We start from the raw sequence: 25,964 nt of genomic DNA on the forward strand, positions 1-25,964 counted from the left end.
GCTATGCCTCCTTAGTCATCAAAGAGTGCTTACTTAAGTAGGCCGATCTCTTTGTAGTATTTCTCTGCACCTGGGTGTAGAGGGATAGAAAGACCAGCTTGAACCATGTCTTCTTTCTTCAGGTTAGCGAACGCTGGGTGTAGACGCTTAAATGTATCGAAGTTTTCGAATACAGCTTTTGCTACATTGTACGCTACATCATCAGAAACATTCGTTGTTGTTACCATAGTTGCGGCAACACCGAAGCTGTTTACGTCTTTATCAGTACCACGGTACATGCCCGCAGGAACTGTGCTGAATGCGTAGTAAGGGTTGTTTGCAACGATTTCATCGATTTTCGCACCAGTTGCAGAAACTAGTTTCGCATCACATGAAGTTGTTGCTTCTTTGATCGATCCATTCGGGTGGCCAACTACGTAAACAAACGCGTCAATCTTGTTATCACAAAGTGCTTGTGAACGCTCAGAACCTTTTAGCTCAGAAGCCAGTTTGAAGTCATCGTTAGTCCAGCCCATAGCTTCCATTACAACACCCATTGTTGCACGGTCACCAGAACCAGGGTTACCAATGTTTACACGTTTACCCTTTAGGTCAGAAACGTTTTCGATACCAGCATCGCTACGAGCGATGATGTTGAACGGTTCTGTGTGTAGAGAGAACACTGCGCGTAGCTCTTTGTATGGGCCTTGCTCAGCAAACTTACTTGTACCGTTGTAACCGTGGTACTGCCAGTCAGACTGAACGATACCGAAGTCTAGTTCGCCTGCACGGATAGTATTCACGTTGTAAATTGAACCACCAGTTGATTCTACAGAACAACGAATGTTGTGGTCTTTACGGCCTTTGTTAACTAGCTTACAAATTGCACCACCAGTTGGGTAGTAAACACCTGTTACTGAACCGGTACCGATTGTGATGAACTCTTGAGCGTTAACTGCGCCTGCGCCCATTACTGCTGCAGCAATAGCGCCAACTTTAATAAGTTTGTTCAATGCCATGAATTTCCCTTCCTTTATTCATTATTAACCCTTAGCAAGTGTAGTTGCTTTGGGCGTTTCCTCTTGCTGGAAACGGCATCTTTTTCAATCCGTATGTTGAAAAAGTGGCTGAATAATAGCAAAAAATTGGCACATAATTACACGGATGTTAAAGAATATAGGCAAAAAGCCTGAATATTAACCTAATGTATTAGGATTATTTCAATGGTAAAGTTCTTTAAAATCATCGTGTTACGTGGTGGGGTTAACTAAGGTATGATTTTTTTAAGATGTGATCTCAATCACGCCGCAAATTTGGCGGCGCAATTTGTATTTGGTTGTTTTATATGAAACTAACCTGTGTACTCGAACAAGTCACACACCGAGTTAAACAGCTGCTCTGTGGTAATTGATAGTGTTGGAGTAATAAAGATAGTGTCATCTCCGGCAACGACGCCTAAGATGCCTTCCGCTTTACCTAGTGAATCAAGTAGGCGAGCGATAAGTTGGGCAGCACCTGGTCCGGTGTGAATCACAACAAGCGCGTTGTTATGATCGATATCGAGCACTAACTCACGCAGTGAGCTTGATACCGTTGGCACCCCCAGTTCAGCAGGTAGACAGTAAACCATCTCCATTTTGGCATTACGTGTACGTACCGCACCAAACTTGGTCAGCATACGAGACACTTTTGACTGGTTGATATTATCGAACCCTTCGTTTTTAAGAGCTTCTACAATATCGCCTTGGGAGCCGAAACGTTCTTCTTTAAGTAGGGCTTTAAAAGCGCGAACGAGGTTATCTTGTTTTTCTGAATGGCGCATGGTTCTCTTTCTATGTTTGTTTTATAAAAAGCAAGTGAATATTCTCGCATAGATATGCAATGCGTGCCAATGCTAAACCTAAAATCTGTCTAGCAAATCACTGTAAAAATGGCAGGATTTATTGACAGAAAACCGTTTAATTCTTTGTTATCCAAAAGGATTAAGAACATAATGGCGTAAAGGTGTGAAGCCTGATTTTGATGGCTTGCGCAAGGTCGCAAAGCTGACGTTAATCATTTGTAATCATCTTGTGATTACTATAGGTTGAACGCACCGATTTCAAATCGACTTACAAAACATATATAAGAGAGTCATCTCAAGGAGAACTACGATGAAAGTAGCCGTTATTGGTGCCGCTGGTGGCATCGGTCAAGCCCTAGCCCTACTACTGAAAAACCGCCTACCTGCAGGTTCAGATCTAGCCCTTTATGATATCGCTCCGGTTACTCCGGGTGTTGCAGCAGATCTAAGCCACATCCCAACGCCAGTATCGATCAAAGGTTACGCTGGTGAAGATCCATCTCCTGCACTAGAAGGTGCGGACGTGGTTCTAATTTCTGCAGGTGTAGCTCGTAAGCCAGGTATGGACCGCGCTGACCTATTCAACGTTAACGCAGGTATTGTGAAGTCTCTTGCTCAGAAAATCGCTGATGTTTGTCCAAAAGCACTAGTGGGTATCATCACAAACCCAGTTAACACGACTGTGCCAATTGCAGCTGAAGTTCTTAAGAAAGCAGGTGTTTATGATAAGCGTCGTCTATTTGGTGTAACGACACTAGACGTTATCCGCTCTGAAACATTTGTTGCGGATCTAAAAGACAAAGATCCAGGTGATGTTCGTGTGCCAGTTATCGGTGGTCACTCAGGCGTAACTATTCTTCCGCTACTTTCTCAAGTTGAAGGTGTTGAGTTTACGGCTGAAGAAGTGGAAGCTCTAACTAAGCGTATCCAAAACGCAGGTACTGAAGTTGTTGAAGCGAAAGCGGGCGGCGGCTCTGCAACTCTATCTATGGGTCAAGCGGCATGTCGCTTTGGTCTAGCGCTAGTGAAAGCAGCACAAGGTGAAGAAGTGGTTGAGTACGCTTACGTTGAAGGCGATGGCGAGCACGCCCCATTCTTTGCACAACCTGTGAAACTGGGTAAAGATGGCGTGGAAGAAGTACTAAGCTACGGTAAGCTAAGTGACTTCGAGAAGTCTGCACTAGACGGCATGCTAGAAACACTAAATGGTGATATCCAAACAGGTGTTGATTTCGTAAACAACTAATACGAAGCAGAATTGTAAAAGCCGACTTTCGAGTCGGCTTTTTTGATCCTTTTTCTTTTTCGGCTGTACACTTGTTAAGTAACAGAGGAGAGGGAAGATGGATATCAGTGAACTTGAAAAAGGGATGTTGGTTGAATGTCGCCAAGGGATTGGAACCGTACTTGAAGTGGATGAGAGTGCACATGCCGTGGTGATAGAAGAGCGTATCTCGCATCAAAAGTTTGAGGTCGACGTTGAGGATTTAATGGATGACCCACAACTGCATCTTGGCTGCGATCGTTACTACTAGTTGCAGTAAAAATCAGTGGCAATAAAAAAGCGAGCCCAAATAGCTCGCTTTTTTAATCTCAATCGCGTCGATTATTTACGAACTGCGATTGCTTCAATCTCGATACCCACATCTTTAGGTAGACGAGCAACTTCTACACATGAACGTGCAGGGTAGTTTGCTACATCGTGCTCATCAAAGAACTTACCGTAAACCTCGTTAACAGTACCGAAGTCGTTTAGGTCTTTAACGAATACTGTCATTTTTACGATATCTGTAACGGTTAGGCCAGATGCTTCAACCACAGCTTTAACGTTGTCTAGTGACTGACGTGCTTGCTCTGCGATATCTGCTGATACTTCACCAGTTGCTGGGTTTACTGGGATTTGGCCAGAAGTCAGAACCATGTTGCCTAGATCAACGCCTTGTACGTATGGGCCGATTGCTGCTGGAGCTGATTCTGTGTGAAGTACTTTAGTCATTATTATGTTCCATCTGTTTAAGGGGGAAGTATGAAAACTCAGTGTGCCGCGAATCGCGTGCTGCGTAAAGAAAAAATCCCCGCTAACGTGCAGTGGGGATAGATTGAAATATCAGCTATAACGGAAACTTATGAACTAGCGCTCAGTTACGATTTCGCGTGAGAATACTTTTTCGCAGTATTTACATTTCAAGCGAATGTCTTCTTTCTTCTCAAACACTTTAAAGCTGCTTTCTACTGGCTCATCGTGAGTAATACAGTTGGTGTTCGGACACTCAAACACGTTATTGACTTGCTCAGGTAGCTCTAGTGGTAGCTTCTTCACTACTTGATAGTTTTCAATTTGGTTTACTGTCGCATGCGGTGCGTAGAGCGCCAGTTTGCTCGCTTGCTCTTCGCTGATGAACACGTTCTCAATCTTAAGCAGATCTTTATGGCCCAGAGCAGAAGAAGGTAAGTTCAAACCGACCGTGACGCGTTGCTCTGATTTGTGCATTGAGAACAGCTTCAGCACCTTAATACCAATTTGAGCAGGAATGTGGTCGATAACGGTACCGTTTTTAATTGCTTCAACCTGCAATTGAGTTTCTTTAGACATGGTAATTCTCCTCTCGATTACAGGGTTTCGTTTAGAACTAGTGCCAGTAGAGCTTCACGCGCGTAGACGCCATTTTCGGCTTGCTGGAAGTAGTATGCATGTGGCGTTTTATCGACATCGACAGTGATTTCATCAACGCGTGGTAGCGGGTGCAGCACTTTCAAGTTTTCGCGCGCACCTTCAAGCAGGGCTGCGGTCAAGATATAAGCCGATTTGATATGGGCGTATTCAGATTCATCGAAACGCTCTTTCTGTACGCGAGTCATGTACAGAACATCCAGTTCAGGCACCACGCTTTCCATGTCAGTGTGCAGGCTGTATTCAATACCTGCTTCGTCTAACTCTTCACAGATGTAATCTGGCATGGCTAGTGCTTCTGGAGCAACAAAGAAGAAACGCACATTGTTGAATTTTGCCAATGCTTGAGTCAGTGAATGAACGGTACGACCGTATTTAAGGTCACCAACAAAGGCAACGTTAAGGTTGTCTAGGCGGCCTTGCGTTTCAGCAATAGAGAATAGGTCGAGTAGTGTTTGAGTTGGGTGCTGGTTAGCGCCGTCACCTGCGTTAATCACAGGCACACCGTTAGAGAACTCAGAGGCAAGACGCGCAGCGCCTTCTTGCGGATGACGCATCACAAATGCATCTACGTAAGATGAAATAACCTGCACTGAGTCAGCCAGTGTTTCACCTTTTTTCGCCAGTGACGTGTTACCACCATTATCAAAACCAATCACGCTGCCGCCAATGCGTTGGATTGCCGTTTCAAAAGAGAGGCGAGTACGAGTCGAAGGTTCAAAGAAACAGCTCGCAATGACTTTATTTTTGATTAACTCAGGTTTTTGATCGGCCTTAAGCTCACCCGCTGTTTTGACAATCAATTCAAGCTCTTCACGTGAAAGCTCAGGAATTGAGATAATGTGCTTGTTATAAAGCGTGTTGGTCATAATCATCTTCCCATCTGAGTACTAAATTTAGGCAATAAAAAAGCCCCCCATTACGGGAGGCTTTAAAAATCGGCGGAAATAGAAAAACCTAACGCCGGTAAGCATGTTAGCTTACCCAGTGTAATACGCTTTTTAGAGCACGAATTACGTGGCATTGTTTTACTACCTCCAGACAAATTGCCGAGCATTATACGCTGAAGATTGGTGAACGCAAGCGATTACATCGAGGCTTTTAGTGTCGACTTTGGCTGGTTGTTACTGTCCAAGTGTGGCCACCATCACGGCCTTAATGGTGTGCATGCGGTTCTCTGCTTCGTCAAACACAATCGAATATTCAGACTCAAACACTTCATCCGTTACTTCCAGTCCGTTCATGCCATACTTCTCGGCCACTTGTTTACCAATCGTGGTTTCATCATTATGGAAAGCGGGTAGGCAGTGCATGAATTTCACTTGTGGATTACCCGTTTTTTCAATTACGTCCATATTAACTTGATACGGGGTCATCATTGCGACACGTTCATCCCACGCTTCTGGTGCTTCACCCATAGAAACCCATACGTCTGTGTAGAGGTAATCACAGCCTTTAACGCCTTCTTCGACATTTTCAGTCAGGGTAATTTTTGCCCCAGTCTGTTTGGCAATAGCTTGGCACTGGTTAACGAGCTCAGTTTCTGGCCAGTAGGCTTTTGGTGCCACTAGGCGGATATCCATGCCCATTTTTGCCGCGCCAACCATGAGTGAATTGCCCATGTTATTACGTGCATCACCTAGATAAGCGAACTTGAATTGGTGTAGCTGTTTACCACGGCCATGTTCCAGCATGGTGAGGAAGTCAGCCAAAATCTGTGTTGGGTGGAATTCGTCGGTCAGACCGTTCCATACTGGTACGCCAGCATGTGCGCCAAGTTCTTCGACGATCTCTTGACCAAAGCCGCGGTATTCAATGCCATCGTACATTCTTCCGAGTACGCGCGCGGTATCTTTCATTGACTCTTTTTGGCCGATTTGTGAGCCAGAAGGACCGATGTAAGAGACTTGCGCACCTTGATCAAACGCAGCGACTTCAAATGCGCAGCGAGTACGAGTTGAGGCTTTTTCAAAGATCAGAGCAATGTTTTTACCAACCAGCTTTTTCTGCTCCGTCCCTGCGTATTTGGCTTTTTTCAGATCGGCAGACAGATCCAATAAAAACTGAATCTCTTTCGGGGTGAAATCGAGTAGCTTAACAAAGTTTCTATTACGTAGATTAAAGGCCATGCTCCAGTCCTTGAATGTTTATTCGTTCATTGTGGTCATTTAAACATAATTTATCTCATTTTGTGAATAATTATTTTATTCCAGGTGTTGTTTTCTAAACTGTTCGGGAGTTACCCCTGTGAGTTGACGAAACATTTTGATAAACGATGAACCTTGGCTATATCCGAGTTGATAGGCAATTTCATTAACCGTAAGTGGTTCTTTCAATAATATAATGGCTTTCGCGAGTTTGGCTCGTTGACGCCAATTGTTGAAGCTCATGTTGAGTTCTTTTTGAAAGCGTCGAGCTAATGTTCTTTCAGTGCTGAAAACACGTGATGCCCATTCTGAGAGACTTGCGTTATCCGATGGGTTTTCTTGTAGGTACGTTAAGATCGGAGAAAGCAATTTATCCTCGGTTGAGGGTAGATAGTTTTCGATAAGAGGCGTGTGGGCAAGTCGCTCCATTAGGACATAGCTTAAGCATTTATCTTCTTTACTATGAATAGCCGTTGTATTGCGATCAATCAAGTCATCAATAATAGCTCTTAGTAGAGGTGTTAAAGATAACATGCACGCATGGTCCGGCAGCCTATGGCATAGATCTTGTGCAATGTTAATCGCGCAATACTCGATGTTATTTCGATTAAATGCCTGGTGTTGCTGGTGAGGAGGTGTCCAAATAGCGTAGGTTGCTGGGCAGACCATTTTTTGTTGACCAACCTTCATTTCAAACACCCCCTGCTTGATTAGGTGAAGCTGCCCCCATTCATGAGTGTGAGGTAGAGTTTCGGTCTGAGCCTCTAAAAAAAAGTAATGGAAGAACACATCAGTGGGGAGCTTTTCGTCCATTTTCGGCATGAACTGTTTGTCTGTCGGGTTTGCTATATTGAGTGTCCTAAATGGCATACGGGTCTACACTTATTTGATGTGACAATTCTGTTTGAATTTTTAGACAGAGGTTGTTATGAGTTTTCTCTTTCCGGTTTTTGCGGTATCTATATGGGCAGCAAATGCTGTTATCAGTAAACTTGCAACAGGGGTTATTGAGCCTGGTGCTATCGCTTTTTATCGTTGGTTTTTTGCATTGCTAATCTTACTTCCATTTTGTATTAAGGTTGTTTGGCAGCAACGTCATCTAATAGGTAAGCATTTAATTAAGCTGACTGTTTTAGCGTCACTTGGTATGGTTCTGAATCAATGCCTTGCCTACTATGCTGCACATACAACCAGTGCGACTAACATTTCCGTATTCCTCTCTTTGATGCCGCTTTTTGGCCTATTTTTGGCGGTTCCTATATTAGGTAGCCCGTTACAGAAAAAAGCCTTGTTTGGAGCATTTATCTCTTTTTCAGGGTTAATCTTTATGCTGAGTGAAGGTCAACCGATGAGTTTAGTGGTAAACGGAGTTAAGCAAGGTGATGGTTTAATGCTGATTTCTAGCTTGGCTTACGCCCTTTACTCTATTTTATTGAATAAATGGAAGTTACCATTGAAACCTTGGACATCGGTGTTCTGCCAAGTGGTTATCGGTACGGTATTACAGTTGCCTCTATTACTTGTAAGTGACTCATATACGATTGTTACTGACGCGTGGCCAATGGTATTATTTGCAGCCGCTTTTGCTTCAGTTATTGCCCCTTGGTGCTGGCTTAAAGGAGTGCAAAAAATAGGCTCTTCTAACGCGACGTTATTTATGAACTTGGTTCCTATTGTTACCGTGTTGATTAACTTCCTTTTCTTAGGACTATCACCGACTATGTATCATGTAGTTGGGGGAAGTGGTGTTTTGATTGGATTGCTAATCGCTCAGGTCAAGCTTCCATCTATAGAAAGTTTACAGATACTCAAGTGGCGAAATATAAGGGTTTAAGAACCACCACTACATTTCTATAGTGGTGGTTCGGGAAGAAAAGAGGCCAACTAAAATGTTGGCTTCTTTTCTATTCAGACTCAAAAGCGCAGACCAGTAGGCCGTCACCAGAGACTTGATACACACCAGGTTCAACAAACAGAGAGTGTCCCGCAGATAATTCACTATCGTTAAGTAAGACATTGCCTTTTACTACCAATAAAATGGAGCGAGACTTAACGTTAATTGTTTGTTTATCTTCGGAGACTTGGCGCAGTGTTAGGCCAAAGTCTGTCTCTTTTGGATTTAATACTCTTTCATTATTGATCGTACTTGCTGTGAGCTTTTCGGGGGTGAAAGGAGCAAACTGCGTGCAGGTAATCAATTCAGCGGTATCAATATGTTTTGGTGTGAGTCCAGCTCTTAGTACATTGTCTGAACAACCCATTAATTCTATGCAGGTACCTTTGGTGTACGCATGGATGGTACCTGCTGGAAGAAACATAGCTTCTCCAGGGTTTAGCGTTAAACAGTTCAAATACAGTGGCGCTAAGATACCGATATCGCTCGGATAGTAATGAGCAAGATCGACAATTTGTTGCCACATTGGAGCATTACGAGTGATGGCAATCGCAAGCGTTTTTTCAATAACTTGTTGCTTTTCACTTTCTGCTAATTGAAGCAACGAAAGCAGCATTGATTGGTGATCAAAATGCGCACTGTTTGTGATGTTGTCGAGATGCGCTGATTCAATTGAGCGAAAATTATCGCGAATCTCTTCTAATTCTCTAAAACCGACCATAACCTTGAAAGGCGATAAGGCCATCACCATTTCAGGCTTTGCATTGGCATCTTTGTAGTTGCGGTGCGGGGCCGTTAGCGGGATACCTTGAGCATTTTCACGTTCAAATCCATCTTTAGCCTGTTCGCTATTAGGGTGTACTTGTAGTGAAAGCGGCTGAGATGCACTCAGCACTTTAAATAGAAAGTTAAGTGGTTTGTCCGCTAAAAACAGATCTAGGTTTTGCCAAGTGTGATCATTTAGCTGAATTTGAGAAGGTAATGCTGGATGACTCCCCAACCATAATTCTGCTAAAGGACGTTCTTCTTGTGGCAAGCCAAATAGGCCATAAAGCAAGTGGGAACCCCATGGGTAATGCTGTTGCCTTGCTTCTAATGAGTATGTGTTCATCGAGTTAACTCTTTGATTGATGAAATTAAAGCGTTCAAGCCCAATTCGACTTTGCTGCGTGGGCAGCCAAGGTTTAGACGGACAAATTGATTTCCTTCAATGCCATAAGTGTTCCCTTGCATAATGGCAACGTTGTGTTTTTCGATTAGGTTTTGATTAAGTGCATCCATGTCTAAATCGAATGAAGAAAGATCTATCCACGCTAAGTAAGTAGCATCAGGTATTTGATAGTCGATGCTTGGAAGTTGCTCTGCTAATGTCTGTTGGACGTATTGATGATTGGCATAAAGATAATCGTTTAACTCATCAAGCCACGCTGCTCCATGTTGGTAGGCTGCGATTAATCCAATGACGCCTAAGATGGAAGGAGATGAGAGACCATCAACCTCTTTTAGGTTTTTTAGGTAAGTGTCGCGGGCAGTACTATCAGTAATGAAAGCGTATGAGCCGTTAAGGGCAGGAATGTTAAAAGACTTTGAGGCTGAACTGACGAGCGCCCATCGCTCTCCCATGCCAAAGCCCTGCCAAGGTGTATGTGATTTAAAGCTCACATCCATATGAATTTCATCGCTAATAACAGCTACATCATATTTTTTGCACAGTTGAGCCATGCGAGTGAGTTCGTCCTTACTCCATACCTTTCCTGTCGGGTTATGAGGGCTGCATAGAAGCAAAACGGCATTATTTGGATCAGATAGCTGTGTTTCAAACTGTTGCCAATCAATACGAAACTCTGTTGATGCTTTTTGTAGAGGGTTTGTTACGACGGTACGGTTTAACCCGAGAATCATTTTCTCAAAAGCATCATAGGCTGGAGTGTGAATAATGACTCCTTGTCCTTCTTGACTCCAGTGACGGATCAGTTGTGAAACAATATAAATGACGGATGGGCCATACACTAAATGCTCTTGATTCAAATCAGCATCAAAACGGGTCTTGAACCACTGTGTAACGGCATTTTTAAAGTCACTATGATTCCAACGACTGTAACCAAATACGGAATGCTCAACACGATTTTTAAGTGCTTCAATTACCACTGGTGGTGCTGAAAAATCCATATCAGAGATAGTGAAGGGGAGTAAATCAGCTTGGCCAAAACGGTCTTCTACATAGTCCCATTGCGTGCAATAGGTGCCTTTACGATTGATTTGTTCTGAGAAATTGAACATAGGTAGCCTGTCGCTCAGTTGAGCTAAAAAAATGATGTCGAAAGGAATGAGCGGAGGGGATACCTCCGCTATTTAACGCTTAGGATTAAGCACTTGCAGTCATAAGAGATTGCATTTCATTTTTTACTAGGTGGACTTGAGCACCGATAACAACTTGAAGGTTATGCTCATCAAGTTTAACTACACCAAGAGCACCGTAGGATTTCAGTTTTGCATCATCAACCAAGCTCATATCTGCAACAGTTAAGCGTAGTCGAGTAATACAGTTATCAAGAGAAGTGATGTTTTCAGCTCCGCCTAGCGCAGCTAGTATCAATCCGCCTTTGCCGCCTTCTGTAGCCAAAATTGCTTCAGCTTCTTCTGATACTGGTGCTTCTTCCGCTTCACGACCAGGAGTTTTCAGGTTGAACTTAATGATTGCGAACTTGAATACGAAGTAGTAGACGGTGAACCAAACAGCTGCAACAAGAGGGACTAGATACCACTTAGTTGCCGTGCCTTGCAGAATACCGAAGACAAAGAAGTCAATGATGTTGCCATCAGTGTTACCAATAGTGACATCAAGCATACCCATGATCATGAAGCCAAAACCAGTTAGCATCGCATGAACAAAGTAGAGAACAGGAGCAACGAATAGGAATAGGAATTCAAGAGGTTCTGTAATACCGCCTACCACACAGGCAACAACGCCTGATAGCAATAGTGCTTTAATTTTACCTCGGTTTTCCACCTTCGCGCAGTGGTACATAGCTAAAGCTGCACCAGGAAGACCACCAAGGAAAGCTGGCATTTTACCTTGAGATAAGAACGCCGTTACTGATGGCGTAAAGCCTTGAGTTTCAGAACAAGCTAGTTCTGAGTAGAAGATGTTTAGAGCACCAGAAACGGTTTCGCCACATACTTCCATCGTACCACCAGCTTCAGTAAAGCGGATAAGTGCAACGAGAATATGATGTAGACCAATAGGAAGCAGTAAGCGTTCACCCGCACCAAATAGGAAAGGTCCAAAATCGCCAGCGCCAGCGATAGCATAACCAATGCCATTGATACCAGCTGCGAAATAAGGCCATACGAATGGTACAAGCAAGCCAACAAGACCTAGCGTGATGCTTGAGATGATTGGTACAAAGCGCGCGCCACCAAAGAATGCAAGAGCATCTGGCATTTTAAAGGTATAGAAACGAGCATGTAGTTTAGCCACGATAATACCAACGATTACCGCACCTAGAATACCCGTATCAATTGAGTCAACACCTAGAATTGACTTCACACCATAAGCTTTACGCTCAATGTCACTTCCTAAAACGCCATTAACGGTTAGGTAAAAATTGATAGACAAGTTTAGTGCAGCATAGCCGACTAGACCTGAAAATGCAGCGACCCCTTTCTCTTCACGTGCTAAACCCATTGGTATAGCAATAGCGAACATTACCGGTAAGTAAATAAAGGCAACTAAACCAATTTTAGTCATCCATATGAACAGGTATTGGAGTAGAACGTTGTCAAAGAAGGGCATTGCCTCTTTTAAGGCAGAGCTAGAAAAAGAGCTACCAACACCCAGCAAAATGCCTGAAAACGCAAGTAAGGCTACGGGAACCATGAAAGTTTTACCAAGGCTTTGTAGGAACTCCCACAAAGTGGATTTATTAGATTGTTGTTTCATAGAAAATCTCTAATTAATACGGCATGTAATAAAACAATAGAGGCGATTCAAAATGGCGTACAAAGGGTGAATGCCTGCTCTATCTGGCGCAACAATACACTTGATAAATTTGTGGTGAAACGTTTTACCACTTTTATTGTGATCGTGATCGTTGTATTTTTTCAACATGCTAGTGAAGAGTGATAGAATCATCGCTGGGATAATGAGTTGGCTAGGTGTAACGTTTTATCTAATTAAAGCAAAGAAGAGTAATGATAAATAAAAAAGCAAACATTAAGGATGTCGCTGAGCAAGCGGGAGTGTCCGTGACGACAGTATCGATGGTGCTTAGCGAAAAAGGACGTATCTCTTCAGAAACGATCGCAAAAGTTAATCGAGCTGTTCAGGAATTAGGTTACGTAAAGAATCGCAGTGCAGCGAACCTACGCTCCCATAAGTCTGTATTAATTGGCTTGATTTTGAGAGATTTTAGTGACCCATACTATGCTGAGATGACGGCTGGGCTTAGCGAAGTATTAGAAGAAAAGGGTTATATGCTATTTCTAGCCCAATCTGGAAATAGCCAAGAAAAGTTTGATCAATGTCTTTCAACGATGGTCGCTCAAGGGGTTGGGGGGGTTGTGTTTTGCCCTATACGAGATATCGGTGTACCTAACATAGAGAAAATTACAGAACTGAATTTACCTGTCGTGTGTGTAGCTAGAGCTAAAGTTGGTCAACAAGTTGATTTCGTTGGTCCTGATAATATGCAAGCCGCTAAGATTGCCACTGAGTATTTAATTCAGCAAGGCCATCGTCAAATTGCGTATGTCGGGGGAAGTGCAGATTCGCTGAGTCGAGCAGAGAGGCTGGGAGGCTATTGCAGTACGTTAATGCAATTTGGTTTGCCATTTAAACCTGAATGGGTGGTTGAGTGCGATAAAAGTCAAACGGCTTCAGCTGATGCGGTAAATCAACTTATCAATAAAAACCCTAAAATAACCGCTGTTCTTTGCCATTATTCGTCAACAGCTTTTGGTGCTGTTTATGGCATCAACCGCTCTAATCGTAGTGTTGGTAAAGATAACTATATTGGCCAACAGGTTGCTATTATTGGTTTTGACGATGTACCTGAAGCAGAGCTAGTTAAGCCAGCATTGACGTTTGTTTCTACACCAGTACGGGATATAGGTCGACAAGCCGGTTACCGATTGTTGAGCCAGTTAGATGGGAAAGCGACTGTTCCACAGAGCTTAATTTTAGCTCCAGAACTTATTGCGCGTGATTCGGCGTAGGTTTTCTAGAACTCGTGTTCTTGAACACATCTAACTTTGTTCTAATGAATTAGATTCAGTAATGCACTCATAAATGACTTAATACGTCCTCCAAGATAGGAGGACGTATTTTTTACTCGCCAAGCTTATATTTGTTTAAAAAATAAGCTTATTAGTGATTATAAATTCTCTTCAGCATATTCAGCAAGGCGGCTGCGAACCACACCGTTGAGGTGGATATTGGCGCTACCTTCGAAGTTTTTGAACCGTTCAACCATATAGGTCAAGCCGGAAGTCACAGGGGTTAAATAGTGAGAATCGATCTGCGCTAAGTTGCCCGAGCAGACGATCTTGGTGCCTTCACCACAGCGGGTGATAATGGTCTTAATCTGCGAAGCGGTGAGGTTTTGGCACTCATCGAGCAGGACAAAGGCATTTTGGATCGAGCGGCCACGCATAAAGTTGATCGACTTGAACTGAATATTGGCTTTATCACAGATGTACTTGAGGGATCCTTCAGTGCAGTGATCATTTTTGTGTAATGCTTCTAAGGTGTCGGTTACCGCGGCAAGCCAAGGTAACATTTTCTCCTCTTCACTCCCCGGTAAGAAACCGATCGCTTCACCAATATCCGGAGTATTACGAGTGACGATGATCTTATCAAATACGCCTCTTTCTATGGTTTGTTCAAGTGCTGAGGCTAAGGCAAGCAATGTCTTACCACTACCCGCTGCGCCAGTTAAGATCACCAAGTCGATGTCTGGGTCGAGTAGGGCATCGAGCGCCATACCTTGATAGATATTTTTCGGCGTAATGTCCCACGCACGGCGATGCATCATGCGTTCTCGGCTGAGATCTTTGATCGTCACCGTGTCTTGTTCAATATCTTCAACCCGTCCGGCGAAATCGCTCTCTTCATCAATCACATATTGATTAATGTAGGTCGGTTCGAAAGGCGCTCTGCCTAGAGTATGGTAAGTTCTGCCTGCGTAATTCTTGCTTTCAACTTGGCTGACACCGCTCCAGAAATCCCCCTCGATTTGTTGGAAGCCTTTAGTCAGGTATTGAACGTCATCAATTAATTGATCGGTGCGGTAATCTTCAACAAAGCGCACCCCAGCACCTTTGGCGCGTAATCGCATGTTGATATCTTTGGTGACGAGGATAACTTCACGAGGGGCGCGCTTGTTTTGTAGGTAAAGCACACCGTTGAGTATACGGTTGTCGCCGGCTTTGTCTGCAAAGGCTTTGACGGTTTCTTGCAATTCGAAATCTGCCAATATCGAAATATGGCCAGTAGATTCTTGCTCTTTGTTGATCGGGATCCCTTCTGAAATTTCATCAGGAGTGGCATCTTTAAACATGGCTTCAAGTGCTCGAATGGCAACGCGAGCATCTCTGGCAACGTCCCGCTTGCTGTCTTTGATGCGGTCGAGCTCTTCAAGGACTGTCATCGGTACGACGACATCGTGTTCTTTAAATGAGTAGATGGCTAGTGGTTCATGAAGAAGAATATTGGTATCGAGGACAAATAGCTTCCGGTCTGTATCGCCCATAAGCGTCTCCTTGCCGACTTGCGGCTTGCTTACCCCTCATACTTTTGCATGAAGTGGTCTACCTGCATTGCTTGCAGAGATGTAGCCCGGTAATCAGAGATCGCTGATGGTTTGACTACAAATACTGCAAACCCGTGTTGATCGTCATCTTATCAATGCATCTTTCGTACCTACGTTTTTCTGACACTAAAGATGCACACTCATTAATAAGTATAATCGTCTTTCTCAACACTCTTAGTTAGAAGTGCCACTGATTTCTTACACTTTGATGTCAAGCTCAGCTTGAGGAAAAAATTGTTGGTTTTTGAGGCCTTTGTACGTGACCAATGTCACAGCTTCGAGTAAGATTAGCGACCTTTTTCTGCGCAGCGGCTGACACACTTTTTTCCTCGTCAGTTGCCTTTCAAGTTGCGTAAGAACAACTAATATTTATAGACCCATTTTCGAATTAAATAGATGAGGTAGTCGATTCATGACATTTGCTTTGGGCCAGCGCTGGATCAGCGATACGGAAAGCGATTTAGGTTTAGGAACCGTTGTAGCATTGGATGCTCGTACTGTGACACTAATGTTTGCAGCTTCTGAAGAAAACCGAGTTTACGCTCGAAATGATGCGCCTGTAACCCGAGTAACCTTTAACGCTGGCGATGTGATCGAAAGCCAAGAAGGGTGGTCTCTAAAAGTTGAGCAAGTGGTCGAAGACCAAGGCCTATTTAGCTATGTGGGTCAACGTGAAGACAGTGGTGAAGAAGGTGTGGTTTTACGTGAAATCATGCTCAGTAACCAAATCCGCTTTAACAAGCCGCAAGATAAGTTATACGCCGGTCAAATCGATCGTATGGATAACTTTGTACTGCGTTACCGCGCTCTGATGAACCAGTATGAGCAGCATAAGAGCCCAATGCGTGGCCTATGTGGTATGCGTGCAGGTCTGATCCCGCATCAGCTTTATATTGCTCATGAAGTGGGTCGCCGTCATGCACCGCGTGTCTTGCTTGCAGATGAAGTCGGTCTAGGTAAAACCATCGAAGCGGGCATGATCATTCACCAACAGGTGCTAGCGGGCCGTGCTGAGCGTATCTTGATCGTGGTTCCTGAAACATTGCAGCATCAGTGGTTGGTGGAGATGATGCGTCGTTTCAACCTGCACTTCTCTATCTTCGATGAAGAGCGCTGTATTGAAGCGTTTGCTGACTCAGACAACCCATTTGATACACAGCAATATGTACTGTGTTCGCTAGATTTCTTACGTAAGAGTCGTAAACGTTTTGAGCAAGCTTTAGAAGGCGAGTGGGACCTACTGGTTGTCGATGAAGCGCATCACCTTGAGTGGAGCCCTGAAAAGCCAAGCCGTGAATACCAAGTGGTTGAAGGCTTAGCTGAACGTACACCGGGCGTATTACTGCTTACTGCAACGCCAGAGCAGCTTGGCCGAGAAAGTCACTTTGCTCGCCTGCGTCTACTCGATTCTGATCGCTTCTTTGATTACGAAGAGTTCGTTAAAGAAGAAGAGCAATACGCGCCAGTCGCTGATTCAGTCAGTGCCTTGTTCTCAGGTCAGAAACTTGAAAACGAAGCCAAGAATCAAATTACTGAACTACTTTCAGAGCAAGATGTCGAGCCACTGTTCCGCATCATTGAAAGCGACAGTGATGAAGAAGCTAAAGCGGCAGCGCGCCAAGAGTTGATTGATAACTTAATGGACCGTCACGGTACTGGACGAGTTCTGTTCCGTAATACACGTGCGGCAATCAAAGGCTTCCCAACTCGTAACGTTCATTTGATGCCTATGCCTATTCCTCAGCAGTACACCACTTCGATGCGTGTATCAGGCATGATTGGCGGTAAGATTTCTCCAGAAGCTCGCGCGGTGAAAAACCTTTATCCGGAAGAAATCTTCCAAGAGTTTGAAGGTGAAGATTCAAGCTGGTGGCAATTTGATAGTCGCGTAAACTGGCTACTAGAGAAAATTACCGATAAGCGCAGCGAAAAGATTTTAGTTATCGCTTCTCGTGCAAGTACGGCTCTGCAGTTAGAACAGGCATTGCGTGAGCGTGAAGGTATCCGTGCAACGGTATTCCACGAAGGCATGTCGATTCTTGAGCGTGATAAAGCCGCAGCTTACTTTGCTCAAGAAGAGGGCGGAGCACAGGTTCTGATCTGTAGTGAGATTGGTTCTGAAGGTCGTAACTTCCAGTTCGCTAACCAGCTAGTGATGTTCGACTTACCGTTCAATCCAGACCTGCTTGAGCAGCGTATTGGTCGTTTGGATCGTATTGGTCAAAATCGCGATATCGATATTCATGTGCCGTACCTTGAAGGCACTTCGCAGGCGATTCTGGCGCGTTGGTTTGATGAAGGTCTCAATGCCTTTGCTGAAACTTGTCCAACGGGCCGCACGGTTTATGACCAATACTCAGATCGCTTAATCGAGATGCTTGCGTCTGGCGATACCAGTGATTTGGATGAAGTGATTGCTGAATCTGCGGCGATGAACAAAGAGCTGAAAGCGCAGCTAGAGCAAGGCCGTGATCGCCTGCTAGAGATGCACTCAAATGGCGGCGATAAAGCGCAAGCTATCGTTGAGAAAATTTCTGCAACCGACGGTGATACAAACCTAGTCACTTTTGCTCTTAGCCTGTTTGATACCATTGGCCTCGATCAAGATGACAAAGGCGAAAATGCCCTAGTCGTAACGCCTTCTGAGCACATGTTGGTACCAAGCTACCCAGGTCTGCCATATGAAGGGGCGACGATTACCTTTGATCGCGAAACAGCGTTGTCACGTGAAGATATGAACTTTATCAGTTGGGAACACCCGATGATTCAAGGTGGTATCGACTTGCTGATGAGTGAAGGCGTAGGTACTACGGCGGTATCACTGCTGAAGAACAAAGCGCTGCCTGTCGGCACTATGCTACTTGAGCTGGTGTACAAGGTCGATGCGCAAGCACCAAAGCGTAGTGGTATTAGCCGCTTCTTACCGACAACACCAATTCGTTTGATGATGGATGGCAAAGGCAATGATCTATCTGCTCAGGTTGAATTTGAAAGCTTTAACCGTCAACTTAGCCCTGTGGGTCGTCATATCGCGACTAAGCTAGTAGCGTCAGTTCAAGCGCAAGTGCATCAACTGATTGAAGCGGGCGAGAAGCTGATTGTCGAGAAAGTTGAGGCAATCCGTAATCAAGCTCAGCAAGAGATGCAAGCAAGTCTGAATTCAGAGCTAGAGCGTCTGCAAGCGTTGAAAGCGGTTAACCCGAACATTCGTGATGAAGAGATTGAAGCGATTGATGCGCAAATCAAAGAGCTGACAGGTTATATTGGCCAAGCTCAGTATCAGTTGGATTCTTTACGTATGATTGTTGTATCACACAACTAATTGTCGCTTCACAGGTCATTCCTGAATCGAGGAACGAGATGTCAGGAATCTCTTAAATGGTTAGAGATTCCCGACTACTCTCCTTCGTCACTATCGGGAATGACATTTTTGTATTTATAGGAAAGAGATCCTTTCATGGCCATGACCGAATACAACCCGCCGCGTGAACCTCGGGTTGATATCGTATTTGAAGATCAGCATATCTTAGTGGCGAACAAGCCTTCTGGATTACTTTCTGTTCCAGGACGTTTGGCTGAGCACTACGACAGTATGTGGTCACGCTTGGTCGAGACCTATCCAGAAATTCAAGTGGTACATCGACTGGATATGGATACCTCGGGCTTGATGCTGTTTGCCAAGCACAAAGAGGCAGAGCGTTCGCTGAAGAAGCAGTTTCAGTATCGTCTCACTCACAAAGTCTACTATGCACGAGTATGGGGACACCCTGAGCAGCAAAGTGGACAAGTTGATTTGCCTCTGATTGGTGACTGGCCAAACCGCCCTAAACAGAAAGTGTGCTTTCAAGATGGTAAGCCATCGCAGACTTTATATCAGGTGGTTAAGCAGGAAGAGAAAACCGCGATTGTGCGTTTATTGCCGATTACAGGGCGCTCTCACCAATTAAGAGTTCATATGCAGGCACTAGGTCACCCTATTGTTGGCGATGAATTCTACTCCGAAGGGGAAGCGTTTGAGTTTTCTGAGAGACTTGAGCTACATGCTGCCGAACTGAGCTTTTATCACCCTGATAGTGAACTACTGCAAACTATCTTCGTCCCATGTGACTTTTATCTTGAAGCAGACAGCGTAATCTTTAACTATTTCAATCCAGTAAAAGAATTACCAGACTATAAAAAGCTGCCTCGCCCATAACAGATACGGATAACTGCTGGCAGCACAAGGAGAAGCTATGTCGCTGCCAACGGTTGTTTTTCTCGATCGAGCTACGATCCCCCTGCAGATCGAATTACCTCAATTGCCATTTGATCATCAATGGATTGAATACGATCTCACATCTCCCGATCAAATTGTTGAACGCTTGCAAGACGCGCAGATCGTCATCACCAATAAAGTGGTTTTGGATCGTGATGTCTTAAGTCAGTTGCCTAAGCTAAAAATGATCGCTATTTCTGCAACGGGTTTTAATAACGTTGATGTTCAATGCTGTCAGGAGCTGGACATTGTTGTTGCGAACGTTCAAGGTTACGCCACTCAGTCGGTACCTGAGCATGTGATTGCAATGATGTTTGCTCTTAAGCGTAACTTAAAAGGCTATCACAACGATATCGCCGCCGGAGAGTGGCAGCGCAACAAGCAGTTCTGTTTCTTTACTCACCCGATCAGCGATACCGCGGGTTCAACACTGGGCGTGATTGGTCGCGGGGCACTCGGCCAAGCAACGGCGGCTTTAGCAAAAGCATTGGGCATGCAGGTATTGTTTGCTGAGCGTAAAGGGGCAGAGCAATGCCGAGAGGGCTATGTGCCATTTGAGCAAGTTCTGGCTACTAGTGATGTGGTGACATTGCATTGTCCTCTCAATGAGCAAACTCGTCACTTAATTGGACGCCAAGAGCTTAATTCGATGAAGCCAAGTAGTATCATCATCAATACAGGCCGCGGTGGCTTAGTTGATGAAGAGGCTTTAATTGACGCTCTTAAGCAAGGCGTGATTCGTGGTGCTGGATTTGATGTCTTTACTGATGAACCAGCCGACGAAAGCAACTCTCTCATTGCTAATATGCATCTACCCAACTTGTTACTGACCCCTCATATTGCTTGGGGCAGCGATTCCTCGATTCAGAATCTGGCGAATATCCTCATCGATAATATTGTCGCGTTTGTAGAAGGACGCCAACGAAATCGAGTAGTCTAATTCCAAGCAAGTTTGCGAAATATTGAGATATAAAAAAAGCTGGTCGAGTGACCAGCTTTTTTGTTGTTACTTGAGGCGAAGATTACAGCGCAGCAATTGTTGCTTTCTGTTCTTCAAGCTTCGCTAGTGTCTCTTGGTAACCAACTAGCTTCTCACGCTCTTTGGCGATAACCGCTTCCGGTGCTTTAGCAACGAAACCTTCGTTACCTAACTTGCCTTCGATACGCTTGATTTCGCCGTGCGTTTTCTGCACTTCTTTATCAAGGCGAGCAAGTTCTGCGTCTTTGTCGATCAGGCCTGCCATTGGGATCATCAGTTCAGACTGACCCACTAGTTTAGTCGCACATGCTGGAAGTTCTTTGTGATCAAGAGCTGCATCTTGAGCTAGCACTGTTAGGCTATCTAGCTTAGCAAGAGAGTTCAGAACAACCTTGTTTGCTTCGATACGCGCTGCGTCTTTCTCGTTAGCAACCTTGATCATTACTTCTAGACCTTTGCTAGGTGCAATGTCGTACTCTGCACGTAGGTTACGGATAGCTGTAATGAAAGTCTTAACCCACTCGATGTCTTCTACAATCTCAGCATTGAAGTTATCTTCGTTAAACTGAGGAAGCGCTTGAGTCATGATAGTGTCGCCCTCAACACCGTCTACTAGCGGCTTAACGCTCTGCCAGATAGATTCAGTGATGTAAGGAAGCACAGGGTGAGCAAGACGCAGTGTCTTCTCTAGTACTGTGATCAACATGTAGCGAGTTGCTTGTTGCTGAGCTTCTGTACCTTTCCAAAGAACTGGCTTAGTTAGCTCTAGGTACCAGTCACAGAATTGGTTCCAGATGAATTCGTAAAGCGTGTTTGCCGCCATGTCTAGACGGTAGTTGTCTAGGTGAGCGTTAAACTCTTTCGCTGCTAGTTCAAACTGAGATTCAATCCACTTATCCGCTAGAGAGAATTCCATTTTTGCACGGTCTTCAGCTGATAGTGACATGCCACAATCATGCTCTTCTGTGTTCATCAGTACGTAACGGCTTGCGTTCCATAGCTTGTTACAGAAGTTACGGTAACCTTCAAGACGCTTCATGTCCCAGTTGATGTCACGGCCAGTAGAAGCCATAGCAGCAAGAGTGAAACGCAGTGCGTCAGTACCGTATGGTTCGATACCGTTTTCGAAAGTCTTGCGAGTGTTCTTCTCGATCTTCTTCGCTAGCTGAGGCTGCATCATGTTGCCACAACGCTTCTCTACTAGAGACTCAAGGTCGATACCATCGATCATGTCGATAGGATCAAGTACGTTACCTTTAGACTTAGACATCTTGTCGCCGTTTTCGTCACGGATTAGTCCGGTAACGTAAACTGTCTTGAATGGTACTTGCGACTTACCGTTTTCATCTTTGTTGAAGTGCATGGTCATCATGATCATACGCGCAACCCAGAAGAAGATGATGTCGAAGCCTGTTACTAGCACGTCTGAAGGGTGGAATGTCTTCAGATCTTCAGTTTGCTCAGGCCAGCCTTGAGTACCGAAAGTCCATAGTGCAGAAGAGAACCATGTATCGAGTACGTCGTCGTCTTGGCGCAGTACAACGACAGGAGCAAGGTTGTTGTTTGCACGTACTTCTTCTTCAGTACGGCCTACGTATACGTTGCCGTCGTTGTCGTACCATGCTGGGATACGGTGACCCCACCAAAGCTGACGAGAGATACACCAGTCTTGAATGTCACGCATCCAAGAGAAGTACATGTTTTCGTACTGCTTAGGCACGAACTGAATGTCGCCATCTTCAACTGCTTTAACTGCAGGTTCAGCAAGAGGTGCAGCGCGTACGTACCATTGGTCAGTTAGCATTGGTTCGATAACCACGCCACCACGGTCACCGTAAGGTACCGTTAGGTCGTGATCTTTGATTTCATCAAGAAGGCCAAGCTCTTCAAATTCAGCAACGATAGCTTTACGAGCAGCGAAACGCTCCATACCGTGGTATTTAGCTGGTAGCTCAGTAGAGTAAACATCGCTTGCTTCACCGTTAGTGGTGAATACTTCAGCCGCATCACGGATGTCAGCATTGAAAGTTAGCATGTTGATCATTGGCAGTTGGTGACGCTTACCAACTTCGTAGTCGTTGAAATCGTGCGCAGGCGTGATCTTCACACAACCTGTGCCTTTTTCCATATCTGCGTGCTCATCGCCTACGATAGGGATCAGACGGTTAACGATAGGAAGTAGGATTTCTTTACCAATAAGATCTTTGTAGCGAGGATCTTCTGGATTTACAGCAACACCTGTATCACCAAGCATTGTCTCAGGACGAGTCGTCGCAACAACAATGTAGTCTTTGCCTTCAGCTGTCTTCACGCCATTTGCTAGCGGGTAGCGGAAGTGCCACATGTGGCCTTTTTTGTCTTTGTTTTCAACTTCAAGATCAGAAATTGCAGTGTGCAGTTTAGGATCCCAGTTGACTAGACGCTTACCGCGGTAGATTAGGTCTTCTTCGTACAGGCGAACAAACACTTCTTGAACAGCGTTAGATAGGCCGTCATCCATTGTGAAACGCTCACGATCCCAGTCAACAGATGCGCCAAGGCGACGAAGCTGCTTAGTGATGGTGCCGCCAGACTCGTTTTTCCATTCCCAGATTTTGTCGATGAAAGCATCACGACCGTAATCGTGTTTAGTTTTGCCTTCTTCTGCAGCGATCTTACGCTCAACAACCATCTGAGTTGCGATACCAGCGTGGTCAGTACCTACTTGCCAAAGAGTATTTTTACCCTTCATACGTTCAGCACGGATTAGAGTATCCATGATCGTATCTTGGAACGCGTGGCCCATGTGCAGGCTACCAGTGACGTTCGGTGGCGGGATCATGATGCTGTAAGCTTCTTTAGTCGTGTCACCGTGTGGCTTGAAGTAGCCTTTCTCTTCCCAAGCTTGATATAAAGCTTGTTCGATTGAAGTTGGGTTGTATGTCTTTTCCATAGTCGCCTTTTTTCTCGTCATATTTAGGCTGATAGCGGCGTTAACGGTATTCACAATCCCTAATCTAATACTCAATGTATATTCATAGGAATTTGCTCATTTGTTGCCTTGCTCTAAGCCCAACTATTTAGAGAAAATCTTATCTGGTTGATGGTAAATCTGAGTCAATCATTATAAGTGAACTCTCTAAGTGGAGAGCTTAACTATAAAGATTGACCGGTTGCATATTTTGTTGCTGCTAGCTGTGTGCGATCTCGATCGTTTGTAGCTGGTAGCCTGCTTGGCGGTAGATTTTATATCTTTCTCGCGCCAGTTGCTTGGCTTTTTCTTCGCAAGGGACGAAGTCTACCACCTCAGCAAACTTGTTCGCAAAGGTTGTATCATTTTCCGCCAAATTTATTACTAATTGTCTATTCCAAGAAGGCCTCACTCCTTGGTAGCCGATTTCAACGTTGGTTGCATATTTCGGCCCTTCGCCAACGAGATTATGGGCGATAAACTCATTGGCATCGACTTGCCAGAACAATTCAGCGATCTGTTCAGCATGAGCTTTGTCATGGCAGTTGAGATAAACCTTAGCGTTTTGTTTGGCAAAGTGCTTAGCAAGAAACAATACATACTCACCAAACCCTTCAGCTTTCGTCTGAGGAGAATCGGGAGTGATGATGTAAAACGTCGCGTTTGCCATGCTTGTCTCAGTCTACTTACTCGAGAGATACAAAAAAGGGCCTTGCGGCCCTTTTAAACAATGTGAGGATTATTCCTCTGCGTCTTGGCCACTGCGGTTGAGCAAGAATTGGACAAGCATTGAGACTGGACGGCCCGTTGAGCCTTTCGCAGCACCAGACTTCCACGCAGTACCTGCGATGTCGATGTGCGCCCAGTGGTATTTCTTCGCGAACTTAGATAGGAAACAACCCGCAGTGATAGTACCGCCAGGGCGGCCGCCGATGTTTGCCATATCCGCAAATGGGCTCTTCAGCTGCTCGTGATACTCGTCTGCCATTGGTAGACGCCATGCACGGTCGCTTGCTTGCTCAGAAGCGTTAACCAGTTCGTGAGATAGAGGGTTATGGTTTGAGATAACGCCGCTGATGTGGTGGCCTAGTGCGATAACACATGCACCCGTTAGCGTTGCTACATCAACCACACACTCAGGTTCAAAGCGCTCAACGTAAGTCAGTGCATCACACAGTACTAGACGACCTTCAGCATCCGTGTTTAGCACTTCAACAGTTTGTCCAGACATAGTGGTTAGGATGTCACCTGGACGGTAAGCGTTGCTGCCTGGCATGTTTTCACAGCCTGCTAGAACACCAATAACATTAATTGGTAGGTTCAGCTTAGCCAGCGCTTTCATGGTACCGAATACCGATGCTGCACCACACATGTCGTACTTCATCTCATCCATACCTTCGCCTGGCTTAAGTGAAATACCGCCTGAATCGAAGGTTAGACCTTTACCAACCAGAACGATTGGTTTCGCATCTGAATCTGGGTTGCCCTTGTACTCCATGATAGACATCATAGATTCGTTTTTAGAGCCACGACCTACTGCTAGGTATGAAGTCATACCCAGTTTTTCCATCTCTTGCTCACCAATGATTTTCGTCGTTACTGTCTCGTAGTCATCCGCTAGGCGACGTGCTTGAGAAGCTAGGTAAGCAGGGTTGGCGATGTTTGGTGGCATGTTGCCAAGGTCTTTCGACGCTTTTACACCAGAAGAGATTGCAAGACCGTGTGCGATCGCTTTTTCGCCAAGGTTTAATTCACGGCGAGTAGGTACGTTGAATACTAGCTTACGTAGTGGACGACGTGTTTCAGGTTTGACACTCTTGAATTGATCGAATGTGTAAAGACCGTCTTTCGTTGCTTCAACTGCCTGACGTACTTTCCAGTATGTGTCACGGCCTTTAACGTGCAGTTCAGTTAGGAAACATACTGCTTCCATCGAACCTGTTTCGTTAAGCGTGTTGATGGTCTTTTGAATAATTTCTTTGTACTGGCGCTCGCCTAGCTCACGCTCTTTGCCACAACCGACGAGTAGAACGCGCTCAGATAGCACTCCTGGTACTTGGTGAAGCAGGAGCATTTGCCCCGGTTTACCTTCCAGGTCACCGCGGCGAAGCAATGAGCTGATATAGCCGTCACTGATTTTATCTAGCTGCTCGGCAACTGGAGAAAGGCGACGTGGCTCGAACACGCCTACAACGATACACGCGCTGCGCTGTTTCTCTGGACTGCCACTTTTTACACTGAACTCCATGCGTACTCCTACATCCTGAAGACAAATAGAACTAAATGTTAGATAATGCCATCTTACTTGTTGATTCCTTACTCGGAACTATCTTTAAATAAGCGTATTAACAGTTAGCCAAAAAATTTAAAAATAAAAGGTTCAACGGGAAATTATAGTGATTCAATTAAAAAAACAAGTTTTGTATAGGTAATT

Annotated in this window: 21 protein-coding genes; 7 read left to right on the plus strand and 14 right to left on the minus strand. The window is 44.8% G+C overall.

Features of this window, described 5'->3' with window-relative positions:
- Window positions 1-29: 29 nt before the first annotated feature.
- On the minus strand, window positions 30-998 hold the full coding sequence (locus ACHUFZ_RS16570) for a TAXI family TRAP transporter solute-binding subunit (protein WP_134835032.1): 969 nt from the start codon (window positions 996-998) through the stop codon (window positions 30-32).
- Between the two features lie 332 nt (window positions 999-1,330).
- Window positions 1,331-1,801 carry a transcriptional regulator ArgR gene (argR, locus tag ACHUFZ_RS16575; protein ID WP_004415727.1) on the minus strand — a complete coding sequence of 157 codons (471 nt, stop codon included), beginning with the start codon at window positions 1,799-1,801 and terminating at the stop codon, window positions 1,331-1,333.
- A 331-nt stretch (window positions 1,802-2,132) separates the two neighbouring features.
- On the opposite strand from argR, the gene mdh reads away from it, so the two are divergent.
- Together mdh and ACHUFZ_RS16585 are read left to right on the plus strand one after the other, a co-directional pair.
- On the plus strand, window positions 2,133-3,068 hold the full coding sequence (gene mdh / locus ACHUFZ_RS16580) for a malate dehydrogenase (protein WP_004415726.1): 936 nt from the start codon (window positions 2,133-2,135) through the stop codon (window positions 3,066-3,068).
- Between the two features lie 97 nt (window positions 3,069-3,165).
- Complete coding sequence (locus ACHUFZ_RS16585) at window positions 3,166-3,357, plus strand: hypothetical protein (protein WP_134835031.1); 192 nt, start codon at window positions 3,166-3,168, stop codon at window positions 3,355-3,357.
- Window positions 3,358-3,428: 71 nt separating this feature from the next.
- Here ACHUFZ_RS16585 and ACHUFZ_RS16590 read toward each other — a convergent pair whose 3' ends face one another.
- From ACHUFZ_RS16590 to ACHUFZ_RS16610, 5 genes are all read right to left on the minus strand, one after another.
- Window positions 3,429-3,818 carry a RidA family protein gene (locus ACHUFZ_RS16590; protein ID WP_134835030.1) on the minus strand — a complete coding sequence of 130 codons (390 nt, stop codon included), beginning with the start codon at window positions 3,816-3,818 and terminating at the stop codon, window positions 3,429-3,431.
- 135 nt (window positions 3,819-3,953) lie between these two features.
- On the minus strand, window positions 3,954-4,415 hold the full coding sequence (gene pyrI, locus ACHUFZ_RS16595; RefSeq protein WP_394128009.1) for an aspartate carbamoyltransferase regulatory subunit: 462 nt from the start codon (window positions 4,413-4,415) through the stop codon (window positions 3,954-3,956).
- A gap of 17 nt (window positions 4,416-4,432) precedes the next feature.
- Window positions 4,433-5,362, minus strand: coding sequence for an aspartate carbamoyltransferase (gene pyrB / locus ACHUFZ_RS16600; RefSeq protein ID WP_394128010.1), 930 nt, complete (start codon window positions 5,360-5,362; stop codon window positions 4,433-4,435).
- Between the two features lie 255 nt (window positions 5,363-5,617).
- Window positions 5,618-6,622 carry an ornithine carbamoyltransferase gene (locus ACHUFZ_RS16605; RefSeq protein ID WP_394128011.1) on the minus strand — a complete coding sequence of 335 codons (1,005 nt, stop codon included), beginning with the start codon at window positions 6,620-6,622 and terminating at the stop codon, window positions 5,618-5,620.
- Window positions 6,623-6,697: 75 nt separating this feature from the next.
- Window positions 6,698-7,510 (minus strand): AraC family transcriptional regulator, encoded by an 813-nt coding sequence (locus ACHUFZ_RS16610; RefSeq protein WP_394128012.1) that lies wholly within the window; start codon window positions 7,508-7,510, stop codon window positions 6,698-6,700.
- Window positions 7,511-7,568: 58 nt separating this feature from the next.
- Between ACHUFZ_RS16610 and ACHUFZ_RS16615 the strand changes: the two genes are divergently transcribed.
- Window positions 7,569-8,474: a DMT family transporter gene (locus tag ACHUFZ_RS16615; protein ID WP_394128013.1), complete on the plus strand. Its 906-nt coding sequence runs from the start codon at window positions 7,569-7,571 to the stop codon at window positions 8,472-8,474.
- Window positions 8,475-8,544: 70 nt separating this feature from the next.
- Here ACHUFZ_RS16615 and manA read toward each other — a convergent pair whose 3' ends face one another.
- From manA to malX, 3 genes are all read right to left on the minus strand, one after another.
- Window positions 8,545-9,645: a mannose-6-phosphate isomerase, class I gene (gene manA / locus ACHUFZ_RS16620; protein WP_394128014.1), complete on the minus strand. Its 1,101-nt coding sequence runs from the start codon at window positions 9,643-9,645 to the stop codon at window positions 8,545-8,547.
- Entirely contained in the window at window positions 9,642-10,814 is a 1,173-nt protein-coding gene (locus ACHUFZ_RS16625) for a MalY/PatB family protein (protein ID WP_394128015.1), read from the minus strand. The genes manA and ACHUFZ_RS16625 overlap by 4 nt, the downstream gene beginning before the upstream one ends.
- A gap of 85 nt (window positions 10,815-10,899) precedes the next feature.
- The gene (malX, locus tag ACHUFZ_RS16630; protein WP_394128016.1) at window positions 10,900-12,477 is read right to left on the minus strand and encodes a maltose/glucose-specific PTS transporter subunit IIBC; all 1,578 of its coding nucleotides are present in this window, start codon (window positions 12,475-12,477) and stop codon (window positions 10,900-10,902) included.
- Window positions 12,478-12,728: 251 nt separating this feature from the next.
- On the opposite strand from malX, the gene ACHUFZ_RS16635 reads away from it, so the two are divergent.
- Complete coding sequence (locus ACHUFZ_RS16635) at window positions 12,729-13,751, plus strand: Mal regulon transcriptional regulator MalI (RefSeq protein ID WP_394128017.1); 1,023 nt, start codon at window positions 12,729-12,731, stop codon at window positions 13,749-13,751.
- 158 nt (window positions 13,752-13,909) lie between these two features.
- On the opposite strand, the gene ACHUFZ_RS16640 is transcribed toward ACHUFZ_RS16635, so the two are convergent.
- On the minus strand, window positions 13,910-15,286 hold the full coding sequence (locus ACHUFZ_RS16640; protein WP_394128018.1) for a PhoH family protein: 1,377 nt from the start codon (window positions 15,284-15,286) through the stop codon (window positions 13,910-13,912).
- 472 nt (window positions 15,287-15,758) lie between these two features.
- Between ACHUFZ_RS16640 and rapA the strand changes: the two genes are divergently transcribed.
- The 3 genes from rapA (at window position 15,759) to ACHUFZ_RS16655 (ending at window position 20,541) form a co-directional block, all read left to right on the plus strand.
- Complete coding sequence (gene rapA / locus ACHUFZ_RS16645; RefSeq protein ID WP_394128019.1) at window positions 15,759-18,668, plus strand: RNA polymerase-associated protein RapA; 2,910 nt, start codon at window positions 15,759-15,761, stop codon at window positions 18,666-18,668.
- Window positions 18,669-18,803: 135 nt separating this feature from the next.
- A complete protein-coding gene (rluA, locus tag ACHUFZ_RS16650; RefSeq protein WP_394128020.1) occupies window positions 18,804-19,541 on the plus strand; it encodes a bifunctional tRNA pseudouridine(32) synthase/23S rRNA pseudouridine(746) synthase RluA in 738 nt (245 codons plus the stop codon).
- Window positions 19,542-19,578: 37 nt separating this feature from the next.
- Window positions 19,579-20,541, plus strand: a complete 963-nt coding sequence (locus ACHUFZ_RS16655; protein WP_394128021.1) for a D-2-hydroxyacid dehydrogenase — start codon at window positions 19,579-19,581, stop codon at window positions 20,539-20,541.
- An 82-nt stretch (window positions 20,542-20,623) separates the two neighbouring features.
- Here ACHUFZ_RS16655 and ACHUFZ_RS16660 read toward each other — a convergent pair whose 3' ends face one another.
- The 3 genes from ACHUFZ_RS16660 to pepA form a co-directional block, all read right to left on the minus strand.
- A complete protein-coding gene (locus ACHUFZ_RS16660) occupies window positions 20,624-23,512 on the minus strand; it encodes a valine--tRNA ligase (protein WP_394128022.1) in 2,889 nt (962 codons plus the stop codon).
- A 238-nt stretch (window positions 23,513-23,750) separates the two neighbouring features.
- Window positions 23,751-24,200 (minus strand): DNA polymerase III subunit chi, encoded by a 450-nt coding sequence (locus ACHUFZ_RS16665; protein WP_394128023.1) that lies wholly within the window; start codon window positions 24,198-24,200, stop codon window positions 23,751-23,753.
- 69 nt (window positions 24,201-24,269) lie between these two features.
- On the minus strand, window positions 24,270-25,778 hold the full coding sequence (gene pepA / locus ACHUFZ_RS16670; protein WP_394128024.1) for a leucyl aminopeptidase: 1,509 nt from the start codon (window positions 25,776-25,778) through the stop codon (window positions 24,270-24,272).
- Window positions 25,779-25,964: the final 186 nt, after the last annotated feature.

This window comes from Vibrio hepatarius (assembly GCF_043642085.1).
GTDB lineage: Bacteria > Pseudomonadota > Gammaproteobacteria > Enterobacterales > Vibrionaceae > Vibrio > Vibrio hepatarius_C.

What these genes read in the sequence shown, in the direction of transcription:
- rapA (WP_394128019.1), top strand. Translation starts at nt 15,759, where the DNA reads ATGACATTTGCTTTGGGCCAGCGCTGGATCAGCGATACGGAAAGCGAT.
- malX (WP_394128016.1), bottom strand. Translation starts at nt 12,477, where the DNA reads ATGAAACAACAATCTAATAAATCCACTTTGTGGGAGTTCCTACAAAGC.
- manA (WP_394128014.1), bottom strand. Translation starts at nt 9,645, where the DNA reads ATGAACACATACTCATTAGAAGCAAGGCAACAGCATTACCCATGGGGT.
- ACHUFZ_RS16640 (WP_394128018.1), bottom strand. Translation starts at nt 15,286, where the DNA reads ATGGGCGATACAGACCGGAAGCTATTTGTCCTCGATACCAATATTCTT.
- ACHUFZ_RS16585 (WP_134835031.1), top strand. Translation starts at nt 3,166, where the DNA reads ATGGATATCAGTGAACTTGAAAAAGGGATGTTGGTTGAATGTCGCCAA.
- ACHUFZ_RS16610 (WP_394128012.1), bottom strand. Translation starts at nt 7,510, where the DNA reads ATGCCATTTAGGACACTCAATATAGCAAACCCGACAGACAAACAGTTC.
- ACHUFZ_RS16590 (WP_134835030.1), bottom strand. Translation starts at nt 3,818, where the DNA reads ATGACTAAAGTACTTCACACAGAATCAGCTCCAGCAGCAATCGGCCCA.
- pepA (WP_394128024.1), bottom strand. Translation starts at nt 25,778, where the DNA reads ATGGAGTTCAGTGTAAAAAGTGGCAGTCCAGAGAAACAGCGCAGCGCG.
- ACHUFZ_RS16665 (WP_394128023.1), bottom strand. Translation starts at nt 24,200, where the DNA reads ATGGCAAACGCGACGTTTTACATCATCACTCCCGATTCTCCTCAGACG.
- pyrI (WP_394128009.1), bottom strand. Translation starts at nt 4,415, where the DNA reads ATGTCTAAAGAAACTCAATTGCAGGTTGAAGCAATTAAAAACGGTACC.
- rluA (WP_394128020.1), top strand. Translation starts at nt 18,804, where the DNA reads ATGGCCATGACCGAATACAACCCGCCGCGTGAACCTCGGGTTGATATC.
- mdh (WP_004415726.1), top strand. Translation starts at nt 2,133, where the DNA reads ATGAAAGTAGCCGTTATTGGTGCCGCTGGTGGCATCGGTCAAGCCCTA.
- ACHUFZ_RS16635 (WP_394128017.1), top strand. Translation starts at nt 12,729, where the DNA reads ATGATAAATAAAAAAGCAAACATTAAGGATGTCGCTGAGCAAGCGGGA.
- pyrB (WP_394128010.1), bottom strand. Translation starts at nt 5,362, where the DNA reads ATGACCAACACGCTTTATAACAAGCACATTATCTCAATTCCTGAGCTT.
- ACHUFZ_RS16660 (WP_394128022.1), bottom strand. Translation starts at nt 23,512, where the DNA reads ATGGAAAAGACATACAACCCAACTTCAATCGAACAAGCTTTATATCAA.
- ACHUFZ_RS16625 (WP_394128015.1), bottom strand. Translation starts at nt 10,814, where the DNA reads ATGTTCAATTTCTCAGAACAAATCAATCGTAAAGGCACCTATTGCACG.
- ACHUFZ_RS16615 (WP_394128013.1), top strand. Translation starts at nt 7,569, where the DNA reads ATGAGTTTTCTCTTTCCGGTTTTTGCGGTATCTATATGGGCAGCAAAT.
- ACHUFZ_RS16570 (WP_134835032.1), bottom strand. Translation starts at nt 998, where the DNA reads ATGGCATTGAACAAACTTATTAAAGTTGGCGCTATTGCTGCAGCAGTA.
- ACHUFZ_RS16655 (WP_394128021.1), top strand. Translation starts at nt 19,579, where the DNA reads ATGTCGCTGCCAACGGTTGTTTTTCTCGATCGAGCTACGATCCCCCTG.
- argR (WP_004415727.1), bottom strand. Translation starts at nt 1,801, where the DNA reads ATGCGCCATTCAGAAAAACAAGATAACCTCGTTCGCGCTTTTAAAGCC.
- ACHUFZ_RS16605 (WP_394128011.1), bottom strand. Translation starts at nt 6,622, where the DNA reads ATGGCCTTTAATCTACGTAATAGAAACTTTGTTAAGCTACTCGATTTC.